This window comes from Dyella humi, assembly GCF_044904605.1.
GTDB classification, from domain to species: domain Bacteria; phylum Pseudomonadota; class Gammaproteobacteria; order Xanthomonadales; family Rhodanobacteraceae; genus Dyella_B; species Dyella_B humi.
Genome location: NZ_JADIKI010000023.1, coordinates 598,301 through 613,386 on the forward strand (window position 1 = coordinate 598,301; position 15,086 = coordinate 613,386).

At 61.0% G+C, this 15,086-nt stretch carries 17 protein-coding genes; 8 read left to right on the forward strand and 9 right to left on the reverse strand.

From position 1 onward, the window contains the following. Nucleotides 1-42: 42 nt before the first annotated feature. A complete protein-coding gene (locus tag ISP18_RS14050) occupies nucleotides 43-729 on the reverse strand; it encodes an RIO1 family regulatory kinase/ATPase domain-containing protein (protein ID WP_380013030.1) in 687 nt (228 codons plus the stop codon). A gap of 61 nt (nucleotides 730-790) precedes the next feature. On the opposite strand from ISP18_RS14050, the gene ISP18_RS14055 reads away from it, so the two are divergent. Continuing rightward, nucleotides 791-1,276, forward strand: a complete 486-nt coding sequence (locus ISP18_RS14055) for a DUF456 domain-containing protein (RefSeq protein WP_380015849.1) — start codon at nucleotides 791-793, stop codon at nucleotides 1,274-1,276. Nucleotides 1,277-1,361: 85 nt separating this feature from the next. Continuing rightward, nucleotides 1,362-3,134 carry a DUF885 domain-containing protein gene (locus ISP18_RS14060; protein ID WP_380015851.1) on the forward strand — a complete coding sequence of 591 codons (1,773 nt, stop codon included), beginning with the start codon at nucleotides 1,362-1,364 and terminating at the stop codon, nucleotides 3,132-3,134. A gap of 115 nt (nucleotides 3,135-3,249) precedes the next feature. Here the strand turns inward: ISP18_RS14060 and trhA are convergent, their stop codons facing one another. From trhA to ISP18_RS14075, 3 genes are all read right to left on the reverse strand, one after another. Further along, nucleotides 3,250-3,918: a PAQR family membrane homeostasis protein TrhA gene (gene trhA / locus ISP18_RS14065; protein WP_380013033.1), complete on the reverse strand. Its 669-nt coding sequence runs from the start codon at nucleotides 3,916-3,918 to the stop codon at nucleotides 3,250-3,252. Nucleotides 3,919-3,988: 70 nt separating this feature from the next. Further along, nucleotides 3,989-4,438 carry a hypothetical protein gene (locus ISP18_RS14070; RefSeq protein WP_380013036.1) on the reverse strand — a complete coding sequence of 150 codons (450 nt, stop codon included), beginning with the start codon at nucleotides 4,436-4,438 and terminating at the stop codon, nucleotides 3,989-3,991. A 238-nt stretch (nucleotides 4,439-4,676) separates the two neighbouring features. Next, nucleotides 4,677-5,687: a hypothetical protein gene (locus tag ISP18_RS14075; RefSeq protein ID WP_380013039.1), complete on the reverse strand. Its 1,011-nt coding sequence runs from the start codon at nucleotides 5,685-5,687 to the stop codon at nucleotides 4,677-4,679. Nucleotides 5,688-6,025: 338 nt separating this feature from the next. Between ISP18_RS14075 and ISP18_RS14080 the strand changes: the two genes are divergently transcribed. Then, on the forward strand, nucleotides 6,026-6,685 hold the full coding sequence (locus tag ISP18_RS14080) for an energy transducer TonB (RefSeq protein WP_380013042.1): 660 nt from the start codon (nucleotides 6,026-6,028) through the stop codon (nucleotides 6,683-6,685). A gap of 92 nt (nucleotides 6,686-6,777) precedes the next feature. On the opposite strand, the gene ISP18_RS14085 is transcribed toward ISP18_RS14080, so the two are convergent. Next, nucleotides 6,778-7,062 (reverse strand): hypothetical protein, encoded by a 285-nt coding sequence (locus ISP18_RS14085; protein ID WP_380013045.1) that lies wholly within the window; start codon nucleotides 7,060-7,062, stop codon nucleotides 6,778-6,780. Nucleotides 7,063-7,320: 258 nt separating this feature from the next. Between ISP18_RS14085 and ISP18_RS14090 the strand changes: the two genes are divergently transcribed. The 3 genes from ISP18_RS14090 (at nucleotide 7,321) to cls (ending at nucleotide 11,172) form a co-directional block, all read left to right on the forward strand. Beyond that, the gene (locus ISP18_RS14090) at nucleotides 7,321-7,899 is read left to right on the forward strand and encodes a cysteine dioxygenase (RefSeq protein ID WP_380013048.1); all 579 of its coding nucleotides are present in this window, start codon (nucleotides 7,321-7,323) and stop codon (nucleotides 7,897-7,899) included. A gap of 41 nt (nucleotides 7,900-7,940) precedes the next feature. After that, on the forward strand, nucleotides 7,941-9,308 hold the full coding sequence (locus tag ISP18_RS14095) for an FAD/NAD(P)-binding protein (RefSeq protein WP_380013051.1): 1,368 nt from the start codon (nucleotides 7,941-7,943) through the stop codon (nucleotides 9,306-9,308). Nucleotides 9,309-9,771: 463 nt separating this feature from the next. Next, nucleotides 9,772-11,172 (forward strand): cardiolipin synthase, encoded by a 1,401-nt coding sequence (cls, locus tag ISP18_RS14100; RefSeq protein ID WP_380013054.1) that lies wholly within the window; start codon nucleotides 9,772-9,774, stop codon nucleotides 11,170-11,172. A 31-nt stretch (nucleotides 11,173-11,203) separates the two neighbouring features. Here cls and ISP18_RS14105 read toward each other — a convergent pair whose 3' ends face one another. Continuing rightward, nucleotides 11,204-11,587: a hypothetical protein gene (locus ISP18_RS14105; protein ID WP_380013057.1), complete on the reverse strand. Its 384-nt coding sequence runs from the start codon at nucleotides 11,585-11,587 to the stop codon at nucleotides 11,204-11,206. Between the two features lie 60 nt (nucleotides 11,588-11,647). On the opposite strand from ISP18_RS14105, the gene pncA reads away from it, so the two are divergent. After that, nucleotides 11,648-12,286, forward strand: a complete 639-nt coding sequence (gene pncA, locus ISP18_RS14110; RefSeq protein WP_380013060.1) for a bifunctional nicotinamidase/pyrazinamidase — start codon at nucleotides 11,648-11,650, stop codon at nucleotides 12,284-12,286. A 175-nt stretch (nucleotides 12,287-12,461) separates the two neighbouring features. On the opposite strand, the gene ISP18_RS14115 is transcribed toward pncA, so the two are convergent. After that, complete coding sequence (locus ISP18_RS14115; protein ID WP_380013063.1) at nucleotides 12,462-12,650, reverse strand: CPXCG motif-containing cysteine-rich protein; 189 nt, start codon at nucleotides 12,648-12,650, stop codon at nucleotides 12,462-12,464. Between the two features lie 7 nt (nucleotides 12,651-12,657). After that, nucleotides 12,658-13,377 (reverse strand): HAD family hydrolase, encoded by a 720-nt coding sequence (locus ISP18_RS14120; RefSeq protein WP_380013066.1) that lies wholly within the window; start codon nucleotides 13,375-13,377, stop codon nucleotides 12,658-12,660. 124 nt (nucleotides 13,378-13,501) lie between these two features. Between ISP18_RS14120 and ISP18_RS14125 the strand changes: the two genes are divergently transcribed. Then, nucleotides 13,502-14,413, forward strand: a complete 912-nt coding sequence (locus ISP18_RS14125; RefSeq protein WP_380013069.1) for an ion channel — start codon at nucleotides 13,502-13,504, stop codon at nucleotides 14,411-14,413. Nucleotides 14,414-14,594: 181 nt separating this feature from the next. Here ISP18_RS14125 and ISP18_RS14130 read toward each other — a convergent pair whose 3' ends face one another. After that, entirely contained in the window at nucleotides 14,595-14,969 is a 375-nt protein-coding gene (locus ISP18_RS14130) for a YciI family protein (protein WP_380013072.1), read from the reverse strand. Nucleotides 14,970-15,086 lie beyond the last annotated feature (117 nt).

Below are 15,086 nucleotides of genomic sequence, written 5' to 3' on the forward strand. Positions count from 1 at the left end.
ACCCGCGAGAGCGGAAATGACGGCCGCAAGGTTTGCGCGAGCTCAATCGCGCACGCGGCCTTTTCCTTCGTTATCCCAATACCCAAACACCCGCCGCGCAATCAGCTTGTAGAGACGCTTGCCGGTTGCACGCCACAGGCGCGAATGTGGTGCAGGCGTATCCAACATTTTCCGCTGACGTGTACTGAGTGCATGCTCGCAATACGTGCGTTTGTGCTTGAGCAGATGACGCAGATCTTCGCGCGCCAACAGCCGGAACAAGCGGCCACGCTTGCCGCGCGTCCAGGCGATCTGGAAATCGACCAGCGCCGGACGTCCATCCTCGCGTACTAACCAGTTAGGCTCCTTCGCCAGATCGTTGTGCACGATGCCGTGCCGATGCAATTGCGCGAGCAGACGCAGCGCGTCGCGATAGTAGGCGCTATCACGAGGCTGCGCTTGTTGCATCGGCCTGCCGGCGATGTAGCTGCGCAACAGTTCACGGCCATCCCAAGCCAGTAACGCAGGCACCCCGTCGATACCATCCAGCTTCGCCAACGCGCGTGCTTCGCGTGCGGCGGCGCGATGCGCGAACGCGTGCGCCCACCAGCGCGCGGCGCGGATATCGCGGCGAATGCATGGCTTGCCGTCGCGCTCGACGATCTCGATGCGGCCCAATTCGTCGGCCTTCAGCAGGGTGGTGTTATCTGGCACGTGCTCACCGATGAAGTAACTTGCCCGTCGCAGCATGGCGACAGACTATTGTGGCCGATTCACGGCCAGGCCGCCCAAGGACCCACGTATGCTCTTCATGGACATCGCCCTCTACGCGCTCGCCTTCGCCCTGATCGTGGGTGGTCTGGTCGGCACGATCGTGCCGACCTTACCCGGCATCCCGATGATTTTCGGCGGTATCTGGCTTGCCGCGGCCCTGGACGACTATCAGCACCTCGGCGTCACCTGGTTGATCATCCTGGGCGTGCTGGCGGCGTTTGGCGTAGCGATGGATTTCGTCGCCACCTCGCTGGGCGCCAAGCGCGTCGGCGCCAGTTCGCTAGCCATGTGGGGCGCGTCGATCGGCACCTTCGTGGGCATGTTCCTCGGACTGCCTGGGCTGATCCTTGGGCCCTTTGTCGGCGCCGTGATCGGCGAACTCGTCTCCAGCAAAAGCGTGTTGCGCTCTACACACGTGGGCGTGGGCACCTGGCTCGGGCTGCTGTTCGGTACGCTCGTGAAGCTGGTGCTGTCGGTGGTGATGGTGGCGCTGGCGGCGGGGGTGTGGCTGCTAAATTTCTAGCTCCAAACTTTTGGGGCATGGCATGAAGTGAGCCTTAGCGAATAAGCTCGCGCGACCAATTGAGCTCATAGGGATATCCGTCATGATGAAACGTCTCGCACTGGCTGCTGCGATCGCCCTGGCTGCCACCGGATCGGCTTACGCGCAAGGCACCCAGACGCCATCGTGGGTCGAACGCAGCAATGAGGATGCGAAAGTCCTGCTCGATGTCATGGCGCAGTTCAATCCCGAGAACGCCACGCAGATCGGCCTCACCGGCTACGACGATAAAGTCAGCGACCTGAAGCCCGACGCCGATCCCCGCCAGCGCAAGGCATTGCTCGAAGCCAAGACCCAGCTAGAAAGCAAGCTGGCGGCGGAAAAGGATGCCAACGTTCGCCAGGATCTGCAGATCATGATCAAGACGGCGGACCTGTCGATTGAAGGCATCGACCTCAACGACAAGTACATGCTGCCTTACCAGGACATGGGTCAGCTCATTTTCAACGGCGAATTCGCCTTGCTGCGCGACGAAGTGGATGCCAAGCGACGGCCGAACGCACTCAAGCGCCTGGAATGCTATGTAGGCAAGGCGCCGGGCTGCACACCACTGACGAAGCTGGCCGAAGCGCAGACTGCCGCGCGCCTGTCCGACTCGCATTTGCTGGGCCCCTATCAAGGCAATGTGGAGCAGCAGCTATCCAACAGTCAGCGCTATGCGCAGGGCGTGCGGCAGCTGTTCGACAAGTACAAGCTCAATGACCCTGAAAGCAAGGCCGCGCTCGATGCGCTGGATGCGCAGTTGAAGGAATACGACGCCTGGGTGCACAAGACCATCGTGCCGCGCCAGCGCGCCGACTTCCGCCTGCCCGAGCCACTGTATGCCTACAACCTCAAGCAAACGGGCATCGACATTGCGCCTGGCGAGCTGATCAAGCAGGCGCAGATGGAATTCTCGGAACTGCGCCAGGCCATGCAGATGATGGCCCCGGTCGTCGCCAAAGATGAAGGCATTTCATCGACCGATTACCGCGATGTGCTCAAGGCGCTGAAACAGCAACAGCTCGGCAAGAGCGACGTGGAGCCGTGGTATCACCAGGTTATCGCCAAGATCCAAGACATCATCCGAAGCGAACACATCGTTACGCTGCCGCAGCGCGAGATGCAGATGCGCGTGGCGTCTGAGGCCGAAACAGCGGCCACGCCTGCGCCGCACATGGATCCGCCCCCGCTCGTCAACAACCATGGCGAACGCGGCACCTTCGTCCTGACCATGGGCAATCCATCCACCGACGGCAAGGCATCCGATGCCTACGACGACTTCACCTTCAAGGCCGCCGCCTGGCCACTCACCTCGCACGAAGGCCGCCCCGGCCATGAGCTGCAATACTCGGCCATGGTGGAACGCGGCGTATCGCTGGCACGCAGTCTGTTCGCGTTCAACAGCGTGAACGTGGAAGGCTGGGCCTTGTACTCGGAAGGGGAAATGCTGCCGTACGAACCGCCGGCCGGCCAGTTCATCACGCTGCAGCTTCGTCTGATGCGCGCAGCACGCGCGTTCCTCGATCCGATGTTGAACCTCGGCCTGATCAGCAAAGAACGCGCACATGACGTGCTGCGTTACGACGTAGGCCTGTCCGAAGCAATGACGCGCGAAGAACTGGACCGCTACACCTTCAACAGCCCCGGCCAGGCCACCGCATATTTCTACGGCTACATGCGCTTGCAGCAGTTGCGTCTGCAGACCGAGCTGGCCTTGGGCAAGAACTTCAACCGTCAGGCCTTCAACGATTTCATCATCGGCCAGGGCGTGCTACCGCCGGATCAGATGGCGGAGGCGGTACGCACGCAGTTCATTCCGGCACAAAAGGCGCGATAAGCAGGCGTCGAATCAGCTATTGCATGATTTACTCCCGCCTCTGCGCGCAGCAGCGGCGGGAGTACAAGTCGATACAGCGCAATTCAACGCTAATCAAGCTGCCCTTAGCAGCGGCTTACACCGAAGCTGTCGGAACAACATAGAAAAACACAGCCAGAAACTGCAGCACGCTTCCTGCCAGCACAAAGGCATGCCACACCGAGTGGTGATACGGCAGCTTGCGCCAAAGATAGAACGGCACCCCCAACGTATAAGCCGCGCCGCCGGCAAGCAGCAACACCATGCCGCCGGTTTGCAGATGCGCCAGCAAGGGTCGGAAGGCGATGATGCCGATCCATCCCATCGCGACGTACAGCAGCACCGCAAAGCGTCGGTAGCGCTTGAGCATGCCCAGCTCCAAGGCAGTGCCAAGCAAGGCCAGCGTCCACACCATGCCGAACAGGCTCCAGCCCCATATGCCTCGCAACGCGATGAGAGTAAACGGGGTGTAAGTGCCCGCTATCAGCAGAAAGATCGCGATGTGATCGAGCGTACGCAGCCATCGCCGGGCCGACTCAATGCGAATGGCGTGGTAGAGCGTGGACGCCGTATAGAGCGCGATCAGCGACACCCCGTAAACCGCACTGGCCAGTACGTCGCTTGCGCGACCTGCCGCGGCGCTATGCATGACCAGTACCGCCAGCCCGGCAACACTCAACAAAATGCCAATGCCGTGGATGACACTGCTGGCGAGTTCGTCGCCGAAACCGTAGCGCGGAAGCGCCACCTCGCTTGCTGCGGACATGCCGACCACTCTCAGGACGAAGTCAGCACGTTACCTTTTCCGCATTCATTTGCCCAATTCGAAATCGATATCAGCGCTCGATGATGAATGCGCCGAACGCGATGCCAAGATTCCAGCCGCGCCCCTTGCCACTCAGAGCCAGCGATACATTCCCCTTCGTCACCACCTGGCTATCCGCACTGGCCTGCGCGCCGGCATGCGCCTCGGCACCGCCATAGTGGCCAAGCACCTCGTGGATGTCGTAGACGCCCGTGAAGCTACCGTGCCCATCATCGATCTGGGTCTTGCCGAAGGTCAGGCCGCCACCTTCGGCGCGGATGCGTACCTGCATGCTTTGCCCGTTGTCACAAGTGACCGTGCCGCTGCCCTCGGCCCGCTTGTAGAAGGCCGACCAGCCGGACAACTGGAAATGCATCTTGCAGTGGATGTCGTCGTGGGCAGCCAGGCTCTGGGGGCTACTCAGCCAGGCCAGGCCCAGCAACAAGGCACCTGCCCCTTTGACGATGGCGGTGGTTTTCATAGGCGCGCCTCCCGCGGTTGATCCTGAAATTGTGGCAAAGATCACAACTATGGTTTCGTGAAGACGGCCATCACATGAACTCCACAGTTCACCAAGCTACCTTCCTGCAACATGCGTGCCTACGGATATCGCCTCCCCGATATCCGTTAATCCTGCAACCCCGCGCCCCCGCGGGGTTTTTTTTGGCCAAAAAAACATCCCCGTCCGGGCTGCGGACGGGGGCGCTGTCGTGCGTTGCTCAGTAGCGCAAAGTGACGCTGGTGGATGTGGTGGAAACGTTGTAGCTGCACTGCGGCGAGGTCGAACCGACCGGGTAATCCGCGCCCCACGGCGTGTTGGTGATCTTGGTGAAGGCCGTGTTGTAGACAGCGATACTCGAATACGTCAACGGTGAACTGGCCGGCAGTTCATTGCAACTGCTAACGCCGTACACCTCCATCACACCGCCGAACACCCACAGTAAATTGCCGTAGGGGTTGGTGGTGAGCGTGGTGCTGGTGTTTTTGGTCACGTCCTTGGAGGTGATGGTCCAGGTGCCGCAATTGTTGGCGGCCTTGCATTGGGTGGTACCCAGGATGGTGTCGCCCGCGTTCACGTTGATCGGGCCGCTGTAGTACGTGGTTCCGCTTACGCAGCAGTTCCAGCTCGACAAGGTCCACACCGTGCCGCTGAAGGCGTCATAGCCGAGCACCGGTTGCAGGATGCTCTCCACGGTGGGCAGTTGCTCCAGACCCGGGAAGAAATAATCGGTCTGTCCGGATTGGTTAGTCGGTGTTTTGGGCACTTTCCAAGTTGCCACGATCTTGCCGATATTCACTGAACTTGAGTAATTGGCATCTTCCACCCAGCCGTTGATGGTCGGTTTGCGAACAGCCTCAATCGGCGGCATGGCGAAGCTGCCGTTAGGCTCCACGCGCGTACCGTCGAAACGAAAGTGCGCTTGCGTGCAAGCTGCCGGCGTGCGCACGGCACCGTTCGCGGCTTCGATGCTGCCGTCGGCATGCAAAGTCTCGCCTTCCTCCACTCGCTGCACGCAGGAGGGCGAGAAAAAGCCATTCGGTGTCACCACATAGTCGGTGGGTACACCTTGCGGCCGCAGGTTGGCGTTGAATTCGCTGAGCGATTTCGGCGTAAACGCGGTTGTTGCGTTGTCCGCCGCAAACGCTGCGCCGCATGCGCCGAACACGGCCATGACGACGAGCGCGCATGCGCTTTTCCACGATATCCGCCATTGTGTCGATGGTTTCATGATTCGCGTATCCCTCTTCAATGTGAGTGAACGCGCTCCTTCGCATACGAAGGGTTTTTCACCACTCGAGGTGAAGCACGAAACACAGATCCCCGATGGGGCAATTTCCCCAAAACAGTCCATGTCATCGCCCTGGCGAGCAGGGCCGGGGCACTGTCGGGGCAAGGACGTGCACCCGGGGTGAAGAAGATGCTGTTTTTTCACACAATTTGGACGGCTATTGCACAAACCGGAAAAGCAGGCATACGCTGAAGCCGCATCGGCCACGATCCCCCCGTGTCCCCACACGGCGTGTACCCGGCGCATAAAAACTCACATCGTCGTCAGGAGGTCGTCCTATGTCGTCCGCAGGCCTGGCAGTCGTTCGTCGTGCGTATCGTCCGGATATGGTGCGCGTGGCCGCGTTGAGCGCGGCCATCACCTTCAACCTTGCCGCGCTCGTTTTCGCACTGCGTCCGTTGGCGCCGCAGTTTGCCGAAGTGATCGAATCGGTAAAGCCCATCACCATCCACGTCATCCAACCGCCACCACCTCAGCCGCCACCTCCGGACATCGTGGTCAAGCCGTTGCAAAAAACTCTGCCGGTCATCGTGCCGGTGCATGTACCGAAGGTGTCCCCACCGACCACCCATGCGCAACCCACGACAGAACCTTCTGACAATGCGCGACCTGTCGAGTCACCGCCTGTCGTTACACCCACACCACCGAGCATCGCACCAGGCGTAGTGTCGCTCGCCTATCGTTCGTCACCTCTGCGCTTCCCGACGCAGGCGTTGCGCACACACATGCAAGGCACGGTGCTGCTGCGCGTATTGGTGGATGAAAACGGCAAGCCGCTCGACGTTGTTATCGAGCAAAGCAGCGGTCACGCCTTGCTGGATAAAAGCGCACGCGAACAGGTGCTGTCGAGTTGGCTATTTCAGCCGGCGATGATCGACGGTCATGCAGTGAAAGCGTGGGCGCGTGTGCCGGTCAATTTTGTGATGCAGGATATGTAAAGACGGGAATTGGGAATCGCAATGCGTAGGTTGGATTACCTCCGGATTAAGTCCGGGGTAACTCAACCTACGCGCTATTCCCGATTCTTGAATTAACGCACGACGGGCGTTGCTGTCGGACGGCGCGCAAGGTGCACGATCGTCCACACCAATCCGAACAACAGCAGTGCCGGCAAGAATACCGGCAGCAACGACAGCGCGATAACCGGCAGCACCAGCAGCATCACCAATCCACTAATGAACAAGCCGAGCGCGCCCGCCAACAGGCTGAACAGGCCGCCGATCAGCCCGAAAGTCAGCTTGAACACCAGGCCGATCAGCGCACCGACCAACCACAATGCGCCCACTACCAGGAAGATTGCCATCAGCTCGATCATGTCCGTTACCTCCGACGTCGGTGCACGGTTTGATGCGCGTAGGTCTGCAATGGTTTAAGCAACCCTGCGCGCTCTGACAAGAGATTAAGAAATTGTCTGCAAGCGCTGCACAGTCAGAACCTTGGCCTGTCATAAGCATAGGCCGATGCGATCTGTCGTTCATGCCTCGAAAGTCATGGCCGTTCGCCCCTTGCCTTACGACCATTTAACGGGGTGCATGGTCCACTGCGAACCATCTCCGGTCTGCTTACGAACCTTATGCGTACATACCGACACAGTCTCAAGAATTTGCGTGATATTGCGTTCGCGTATTCGCTCGAAAAAAATCCGGATCTTGCCTCGCTTTCTCGTGAGCTTGGCGCCATTGTGCACCGCGATGCACAAGCGCTTGCCGAAGGGCTGCACGATCTGCGAGCGCACAACCGTGGTTTCGAACGCTGGCTGCTGGGACGTCGCGGCCATCCCGGCGTAAGCGTGCTGGTGATGGCGTGGCCGCCCGGCTATAGCTCGCCTTCGCACGATCATGCAGGCTTGTGGGGTATCGAGTTGAGTCTGTACGGCGCGCTTGAAGTGGAATCATGGTCGCGCGCGTCCACCTCCGAAGCGTGGCAATTGCGCGGTCGCGATTGGCTGGGCCCTGGCGATGCAACATGGTTCGATGCGGAACCACCCTACATGCATCGCTGCCGCAATCTTTCGCGACAAGAGACGGCGCTGACGCTGCATATCTATGGTGGTGATCTCGAGGACTACGCCACCTACGAACAGGTCGAATCCGAACCGTACTGGCTAAGCCTGCCGCAACGCGCACGGATTGCCGGACCTCTTCGCGTCTGATATCAACACAAGCTCGGGTAATCCACTCAGCAAGGAGTGACATGTTTCGACGCGTCGCCATCATTGGCGGCGGCGCCGCGGGGGCCACACTGCTCAGCGAATTGCTGGAGCGCCCCGTGTCGCAGCCGTTACATCTAGACTGGTACACCGGTGGCGGCACGCCAGGACGCGGCATCGCCTACGGCACGCGTTCGGAACGCCATCTGCTCAACGTGCGCGCGGCGTCGATGGGCATGTTCGCGAACCGTCCCAACGGTTTTCTGGAATACATGCAGAAACGCAATCCCAACATTTCCGGCACGGATTTCCTGCCCCGATGTTGGTACGGCGAATACCTCGAAACCGAAACCACCAACGCGCTCGCACGCGCCAAGAGCAATGGCCACGACGTGCGCGTCGTACCGTATGAAGTCGATGCGATGGTGCCAGAAAACGACGGCGTCACCCTCTTCCAAGGGGAAACCACCACACGCGTCGAAGCCACCGTGCTCGCGCTCGGCACACTGCCACCACGCCCGCTTCCGCAGGTGGATGACGCCGCGCTGACCAGCGGTCGCTACATCACGCAACCATGGTCCCTGCTGGCCGATGCCAAGCCGGATACGCAATCGCATCACGTGGCGATCATCGGCTTGGGCCTTACCGCGGTCGATGTGATCGTCGAACTGGCTGCGCTCTGGCCGAATGCGCGCTTCACCGCGATCTCCCGCCACGGTCTGCTGCCGGAAGTACATCCAGCCAGCGCATCACTGCCCTACGAAGATGGCGACGAACTGATCGAAACCATGCGTGACGCACCGGACATCCGTACATGGATGCATCTGGTGCGCGATGCCATTGCACACACCGATGACTGGCGTCGCGTGCTGGACAGCCTGCGCCCGCATACCCAGAAGCTGTGGGGCTTGCTGCCGCACGCCGATCGCGCACGCTTTCTGCGTCACGCGCGCTGGGCGTGGGAGCGCTCGCGCCATCGTCTGCCACCGCAGGTGGCGCAGGCGGTTGAAGCACTCGAGAAAGAAGGTCGACTTCAACGCCTCAGCGGCCATCTGCACGGCGTTACGCTTGCCGAGCGCGGCCTGCAACTGCGGTACTTGCCCAAGAACGAGCGGCAGGAGCGCACGCTGGAAGCGGAGTTGATCGTGCAAAGCATCGGTCTCGACAACGACGTACGCCGCACGCAGCACACGCTATTGCAGCAATTGGTCACCAATGGCCACATCCGTTCCGATCCCTTCGGTCTGGGCATCGAGGCCGAGCCGGATGGACGTGTACGGCACAACGGCAGCGCGTGGCCACGTCTGTTCGCCATCGGCAGCATGCTACGTGGCACCTTGTGGGAATCCATCTCCATGCCGGAAATCCGGCAGCAGGCGCGGCATCTGGCGGATCATTTGCTGGCGGAGTGAGCCGGGCGCTCTCGCTTTCGCGCGCTGCTGTCAGGGAGAAATTAGCGAAGGGAGCAGCAGCGCTCTGACGTTGAAGCTCCAACGTTGAATCGTGCGTTTGGCGACTTACAAAACGCCTCCGCTGCGCAGGTATCTCTACCCATGCCGGAATCGGCTCCCTCCTCTGCTTGCAGGGAAACATCCCTTCTTTTCTCCTCCTGCAAGCAGGAGGAGGTGGGGTGGGGTGAGTACTTGCCTGGAGCCTTGCCGCAAGTGTTCACCCCCTAACCTCCCGCTGCAAGCAGGGGGAGGAGCTTGTTCTATGCTTCGCTTTTACCTTTACCGAAGACTGCAATTTTTCCCGGACGAGAGTGCGCAAAAGCGGAGGCGCTTTACAGCAGCGAAGCCGGTCGATGACGGCTATGAATAGATCACGCGACTGCCCCTCTCCCCGAAGACGGGCAGGAATGATCTACTCGCACCTATGAGCCTCTCGCAGATCCTCCCCCTATTCGCCTTCCTGCTGCACCTGGCCGGCATCCTTGCCGCCATGCATGCGCTGATGAATACGCGCACGCCGCAAGGTGCGTTCGCCTGGGCGCTGGGTCTGTCGCTGCTGCCTTACGTCACCCTGGTGCCTTACCTGTATCTGGGGCGCAGCCATTTCCAGGGTTACGTAACGCTGCATCGCGCGCACCGCCAGCGGCTCTCGCAGGCGTCGCAACGGGGCGAACACGTTGGCATATCCGAATGCTGCATACGGTACAGCGCGCTGGCGCAGATGGTGCACGGCACGTTTCATCCGGGCCAGCAACTTGAACTGCTGATCGATGGCGAAGCCGCGTTCGAGGCCATCTTCAAGGCAATCGCCAAAGCCGAACGCTGCATCCTGATGCAGTTCTTTATCTTCCACGACGATGCCCTAGGCCGGCGCATGCAGCAAGCGCTGCTTGAGCGAGCGGCCGCCGGCGTGCGTGTGTTTGTGCTGTTCGACGGCATCGGCAGCCATGCCCTGCCCCGTCACTACGTGGAGACCTTGCGCGCAGGCGGCGTGGCCGTCTATCCGTTCGCCACGCGGCGGCGTCCCAATCGCTTCCAGCTCAATTTCCGCAATCACCGCAAAATCGTGGTGGTCGACGGCTCGATGGGGTTTCTTGGCGGCCTCAACGTGGGTGACGAATACCTGGGCCTGAAACCGCCGCTCGCCCCCTGGCGCGACACGCACCTGCAAGTGGCCGGCCCCGCGGTGACCGATCTGCAAAGCAGCTTCGCCGTGGACTGGCATTGGGTGACGGGTGAGTTGCCGCCCATGCTGCCACCCCAGCCGGTGCACGGTAGCGCGCATACGTTGATCGTGGCCACCGGCCCGGCCGATCCGCAGGAAACCTGCTCCCTGTTTTTCACGGTGGCGATCAACGCCGCGCGCAAACGCCTATGGCTTACCACGCCGTATTTCGTGCCCGACCAGGCGGTGATGTCGGCGCTACGCCTGGCGGTGATGCGCGGCGTGGATGTGCGCGTGCTGATTCCCTCGCGCCCGGATCACTTCACTGTGTTCCTCGCCTCCACCTTGCACGCATGCGATGCGATCGGCGCGGGCATTCGCATGTTTCGCTACCAGCCGGGTTTCATGCACCAGAAGGTCATCCTGATCGACGACAACACCGCCTGCGTCAGCAGCATGAATCTGGACAACCGCTCGTTTCGGCTCAACTTCGAAATCGGCGCGCTGAATGTGGACCACGCCTTTGCCGCGGATGTGGAACGCATGCTGGTTGCGGATTTCGAAAAGGCGGTGGAAATCACGCGCGAGGAATATCGTCGTGCGCCTTATTGGCGTCGATTGGCAATGCACGTGGCGCGGTTGTTTGATCCGATTTTGTAGAGCGCTTCGGCTTTCGCCCGAATAGCGGCACTCAATCGCCGCGCAACGCGCCTCGCCAATCACCGCCACGGAGAATCCAGCCCAGCCCGGCGCCCACCATCGCGCCGATCAGCTCCCAGAACACGCGCTGCCCGATATTGTCCGGATCATGCACCTGCGCGAGCCTGGCCTTGAGGAACTGGATCGAATCCATGCGTGCATAGTTGAAATAGAACAGATCCCACATGTCGCCGCTAGCGGTAAGCAGCAGGGAAAGCAGGAAGGTGATGCTTATCATCTTCAGCGGGCTCCAGCCCTGCCGACGACCGAAGGCGTGCACGACCATGTACAGCAACAAGGCGGCGACCGCGCTGATGCCGCCCGCCTCCAGGCCGCCTATCAATCCATAGCCCATCCACGATTGGTCGTAATGCATCTACCGTTTTCCTGAAATGATCGCTTGCATTATGCCGTCGTTCCGCAGTGGAATCTTGCGATGAATCACGACGCCGCCTTGATCCTCGTCGACGTGCAGCCGGACTTCATGCCCGGCGGCGCGCTTGCCTGCCACGAAGGAGATGCCATCGTTCCCGGCATCGACCAACTGCTGCGCCACCGGCTGTTCCGCCAGACCGTCGCCACGCAGGACTGGCATCCACGCGGACATGTTTCCTTCGCCAGCATGCATGCCGGCACGCAAGCATTCCAGCAGACCCCGCTCTATGGCCACCCGCAAACCCTGTGGCCGGATCACTGCGTGCAGAACACTCCCGGCGCCACGTTGCATCCGGGCATCGACTGGTCGCAGGCGGACCTGATCTTGCGCAAGGGCAACCGCCCGGACGTGGACTCCTACAGCGCCTTCCGCGAGAACCATGGCCCGGACGGCAACCGCCCCAGCACCGGGTTGGCCGGCTGGCTGCGCGAGCGCGGCGTCAGCGAGGTGTACGCGGCGGGCTTGGCGCGGGACGTGTGCGTGCTGTGGACCGTACAGGATGCGCTGGCGCTGGGGTTTCGTGCGCACGTGATATGGGATCTGACGAGGCCGGTGACGCCGGAGAGTGATGCGGCTACGCGGGCGGCGTTGGAGGAGTCGGGGATTGGGATTGTGCAATCGGCCGAACTGCACGACTGACGCTCCCTCTCCCCTCCGGGGAGAGGGCTGGGGTGAGGGGCCAACCTCGACTGATCTGTACACATGCGCAAGAACAAAAAGTGTTGACTGCATGCGCAGCCCCACTTTCCGGCAAGTCTTGCCCCCTCACCCTAACCCTCTCCCCGGAGGGGAGAGGGGACACACCTGGCAAGACTCAAGCCTCGTCTTCGCCCGTCACACTCACATGCACATCCTCATCCGCACCGATCCACACCTCGACGCTGATCGGCCGGCAGCACACCTGGCAGTCCTCGATGTATTGCTGATCCCCTTCCGACGCATCGATCAACATCTCGATGCGCTCTCCGCAGTAAGGACACTGGATGGTGCGTGGCGTAAGCATATTTCGCTCAGGATGCGGCGCGTTCGGCCAGTTGCGCGATCGCCGCGGGAATCGCGGATGGATCGTCGACGGTGAGCATGCGCGGCGCATCCGCTTCGCCCAGACTGTTCTCCAACTCGTGCTCCCAGGTCACGTGATAGGGCATGTGCACGCCCCAGCCGCCCAGACGAATCACCGGCTCGATATCCGAGCGCAGCGAATTGCCTACCATCGCGAACTGCGCCGGCTCCAATGAGAACTCGCTGAGCACGCGGCGGTAGGTGGACGCGTCCTTTTCAGAGACGATTTCGATGCGGTGGAACAGATCGGCCATGCCGGACTGCGCCACCTTCTTTTCCTGGTGAAACAGATCGCCCTTGGTGATCAGCACTACTTCGTGCCGCTCGGCCACGGCGGCGACCGCCTCGCGCACGCCGGGCAGCAGTTCCACTGGGTGCTGCAGCACCGTCTTGCCGATTTCAACCAGCTGATGGATGTCGGCCGCAGAGATGCGGCCTTCGGTCACCGCGATGGCCGTTTCCACCATCGACAGCGTCATGCCTTTCGCGCCGTAGCCGAACAACTTCAAATTCCGCCGTTCGGTGGCCAGCATGCTGGCCTGCACAAGGGTGTCGCCCACGTCCACATAGCGCCCGATGATGGCGGTGAAGCGCGTGCTGGCTTCGCGGTAATAACCCTCGCTGTGCCAGAGCGTGTCGTCGCCGTCGAAGCCGATCAGCTTAAGCATGGAGTCTGCCTTCAGGTGGGGCCGGAAAGCTTACCGCGCCCGTCGGCCGAGTGCATGAGTGGTCCCGGAGGGCATGGCGCGAACGCTACAATTCCTTCACGGTGTCGGCAGCAGGGAGTCCACCATGAACCGCAAGCGATTTGAATCATTCTGGCGACGGCCGCGCATCGTGCATATCGGTGGCCGACCGTTCGTTTCCGAGGGGCTGAGGGAACGCTTCTGGGACGACTTCTATCACCGCGCCCTGATCATGAGCTGGCCGGCCTTCTTCGGCGTGGCCACCAGCGTGTTCCTGATGTTCAACGCCTTGTTCGCGATGATCTACCAGATCGACCCGAACGGCATTGCCAACCAGTATCCGAAGGGCCTGGCCGGCGCTTTCTTCTTCAGTGTGGAAACGCTCGCCACGGTGGGCTACGGCGACATGCACCCGCAGTCGGTGTACACGCATCTCGTGGCGACGTCGGAGATCATTCTTGGCATGGGCGACATCGCCGTGTTCACCGGCTTGATCTTCGCCCGCTTCTCGCGCCCGCGCGCCAAGATGGTGTTCGGCAAGCATCCCGTCGTGCGCACCATCGACGGCAAGCAGACGCTGATGATGCGTGCCGCCAACATGCGGCAGAACCTGATCGCACAAGCATCCGCGCAGATGCACCTGGTGCGCATGCATATCTCGCCGGAAGGCTTCCAGATCCGCCGCATCGAAGACCTGAAACTGGTGCGCGACCAGCACCCGATCTTCATGCTGAGCTGGAGCCTGATGCACGTGATCGATGAAAGCAGCCCGCTGTACAACGCCACGCCAGAAAGCCTTGAAGCCGACGAGACCACACTGCTGCTTACCATCGAAGGTATCGACGAAACCACCTCACAATCGATGCTGGCGCGCTATCAATGGAGCATCAAGGAAGTGCGCTGGAATCACCGCTATGTCGATCTAGTGCGCAAGGACAGCAACGGTGTGAGCGTCATCGATTACAACGTCTTCCATGACGTGCTGCCGTTGGATGAGGAAGAGAAGCAGTTGACTTGAGGGCCAAGCCCGGCCTTGCCTCACCGTCATTCCGGCGAAGGCCGGAATCCAGTTTCAATACGTCGTGCGAAGCACTCAAAATCGTTTTTGTGTCCTTCGGACCGCATATTTGAACTGGATTCCGGCCTTCGCCGGAATGACGACTGGGCAATCTGAGGCCTCAGAAATATTGTGTAGATACCTACGCCCCGACGCGCCGCCTTTCCGCATCAATATCCCTCACCGGCCGCACCTCGATGCATCCGGTCGCCGCCCACGGAAACGACTGCGCGATGCGCACCGCCTCGTCGATATCCGCGGCCTCGATCAAGTTGAAGCCACCCAGGTATTCCCGCGCCTCCGTATAAGGACCATCGACCACGGTGGTACGGCTGTTGCGCACGCGCACCGTCTTGGTCTGCGCCGGCGGCTCCAGCTGCATGGAATCGAGCAGGTGGCCTTCGGCGCGCAACTCGTCGGCATGCTTGAAGCAGCCGTTCATCATGGTGTCGAACTGGCCTGGGGGAAGGGTGTCCAACAAGGTGTCGTCGTTATAGATCATCACCAGGAATTTCATGGCATTCTCACGGCAGCATGGGGAAGACAACCGACAGCTGGCGCAGGGTAGGCCAAGCCGGAAACGAGGTCCAGGGCCATTTTCCACGGGTCCTCGCTCACCATTCGAGACGGGACC

What these genes read in the sequence shown, in the direction of transcription:
- ISP18_RS14050 (WP_380013030.1), bottom strand. Translation starts at nt 729, where the DNA reads ATGCTGCGACGGGCAAGTTACTTCATCGGTGAGCACGTGCCAGATAAC.
- ISP18_RS14055 (WP_380015849.1), top strand. Translation starts at nt 791, where the DNA reads ATGGACATCGCCCTCTACGCGCTCGCCTTCGCCCTGATCGTGGGTGGT.
- ISP18_RS14060 (WP_380015851.1), top strand. Translation starts at nt 1,362, where the DNA reads ATGAAACGTCTCGCACTGGCTGCTGCGATCGCCCTGGCTGCCACCGGA.
- trhA (WP_380013033.1), bottom strand. Translation starts at nt 3,918, where the DNA reads ATGTCCGCAGCAAGCGAGGTGGCGCTTCCGCGCTACGGTTTCGGCGAC.
- ISP18_RS14070 (WP_380013036.1), bottom strand. Translation starts at nt 4,438, where the DNA reads ATGAAAACCACCGCCATCGTCAAAGGGGCAGGTGCCTTGTTGCTGGGC.
- ISP18_RS14075 (WP_380013039.1), bottom strand. Translation starts at nt 5,687, where the DNA reads ATGAAACCATCGACACAATGGCGGATATCGTGGAAAAGCGCATGCGCG.
- ISP18_RS14080 (WP_380013042.1), top strand. Translation starts at nt 6,026, where the DNA reads ATGTCGTCCGCAGGCCTGGCAGTCGTTCGTCGTGCGTATCGTCCGGAT.
- ISP18_RS14085 (WP_380013045.1), bottom strand. Translation starts at nt 7,062, where the DNA reads ATGATCGAGCTGATGGCAATCTTCCTGGTAGTGGGCGCATTGTGGTTG.
- ISP18_RS14090 (WP_380013048.1), top strand. Translation starts at nt 7,321, where the DNA reads ATGCGTACATACCGACACAGTCTCAAGAATTTGCGTGATATTGCGTTC.
- ISP18_RS14095 (WP_380013051.1), top strand. Translation starts at nt 7,941, where the DNA reads ATGTTTCGACGCGTCGCCATCATTGGCGGCGGCGCCGCGGGGGCCACA.
- cls (WP_380013054.1), top strand. Translation starts at nt 9,772, where the DNA reads ATGAGCCTCTCGCAGATCCTCCCCCTATTCGCCTTCCTGCTGCACCTG.
- ISP18_RS14105 (WP_380013057.1), bottom strand. Translation starts at nt 11,587, where the DNA reads ATGCATTACGACCAATCGTGGATGGGCTATGGATTGATAGGCGGCCTG.
- pncA (WP_380013060.1), top strand. Translation starts at nt 11,648, where the DNA reads ATGAATCACGACGCCGCCTTGATCCTCGTCGACGTGCAGCCGGACTTC.
- ISP18_RS14115 (WP_380013063.1), bottom strand. Translation starts at nt 12,650, where the DNA reads ATGCTTACGCCACGCACCATCCAGTGTCCTTACTGCGGAGAGCGCATC.
- ISP18_RS14120 (WP_380013066.1), bottom strand. Translation starts at nt 13,377, where the DNA reads ATGCTTAAGCTGATCGGCTTCGACGGCGACGACACGCTCTGGCACAGC.
- ISP18_RS14125 (WP_380013069.1), top strand. Translation starts at nt 13,502, where the DNA reads ATGAACCGCAAGCGATTTGAATCATTCTGGCGACGGCCGCGCATCGTG.
- ISP18_RS14130 (WP_380013072.1), bottom strand. Translation starts at nt 14,969, where the DNA reads ATGAAATTCCTGGTGATGATCTATAACGACGACACCTTGTTGGACACC.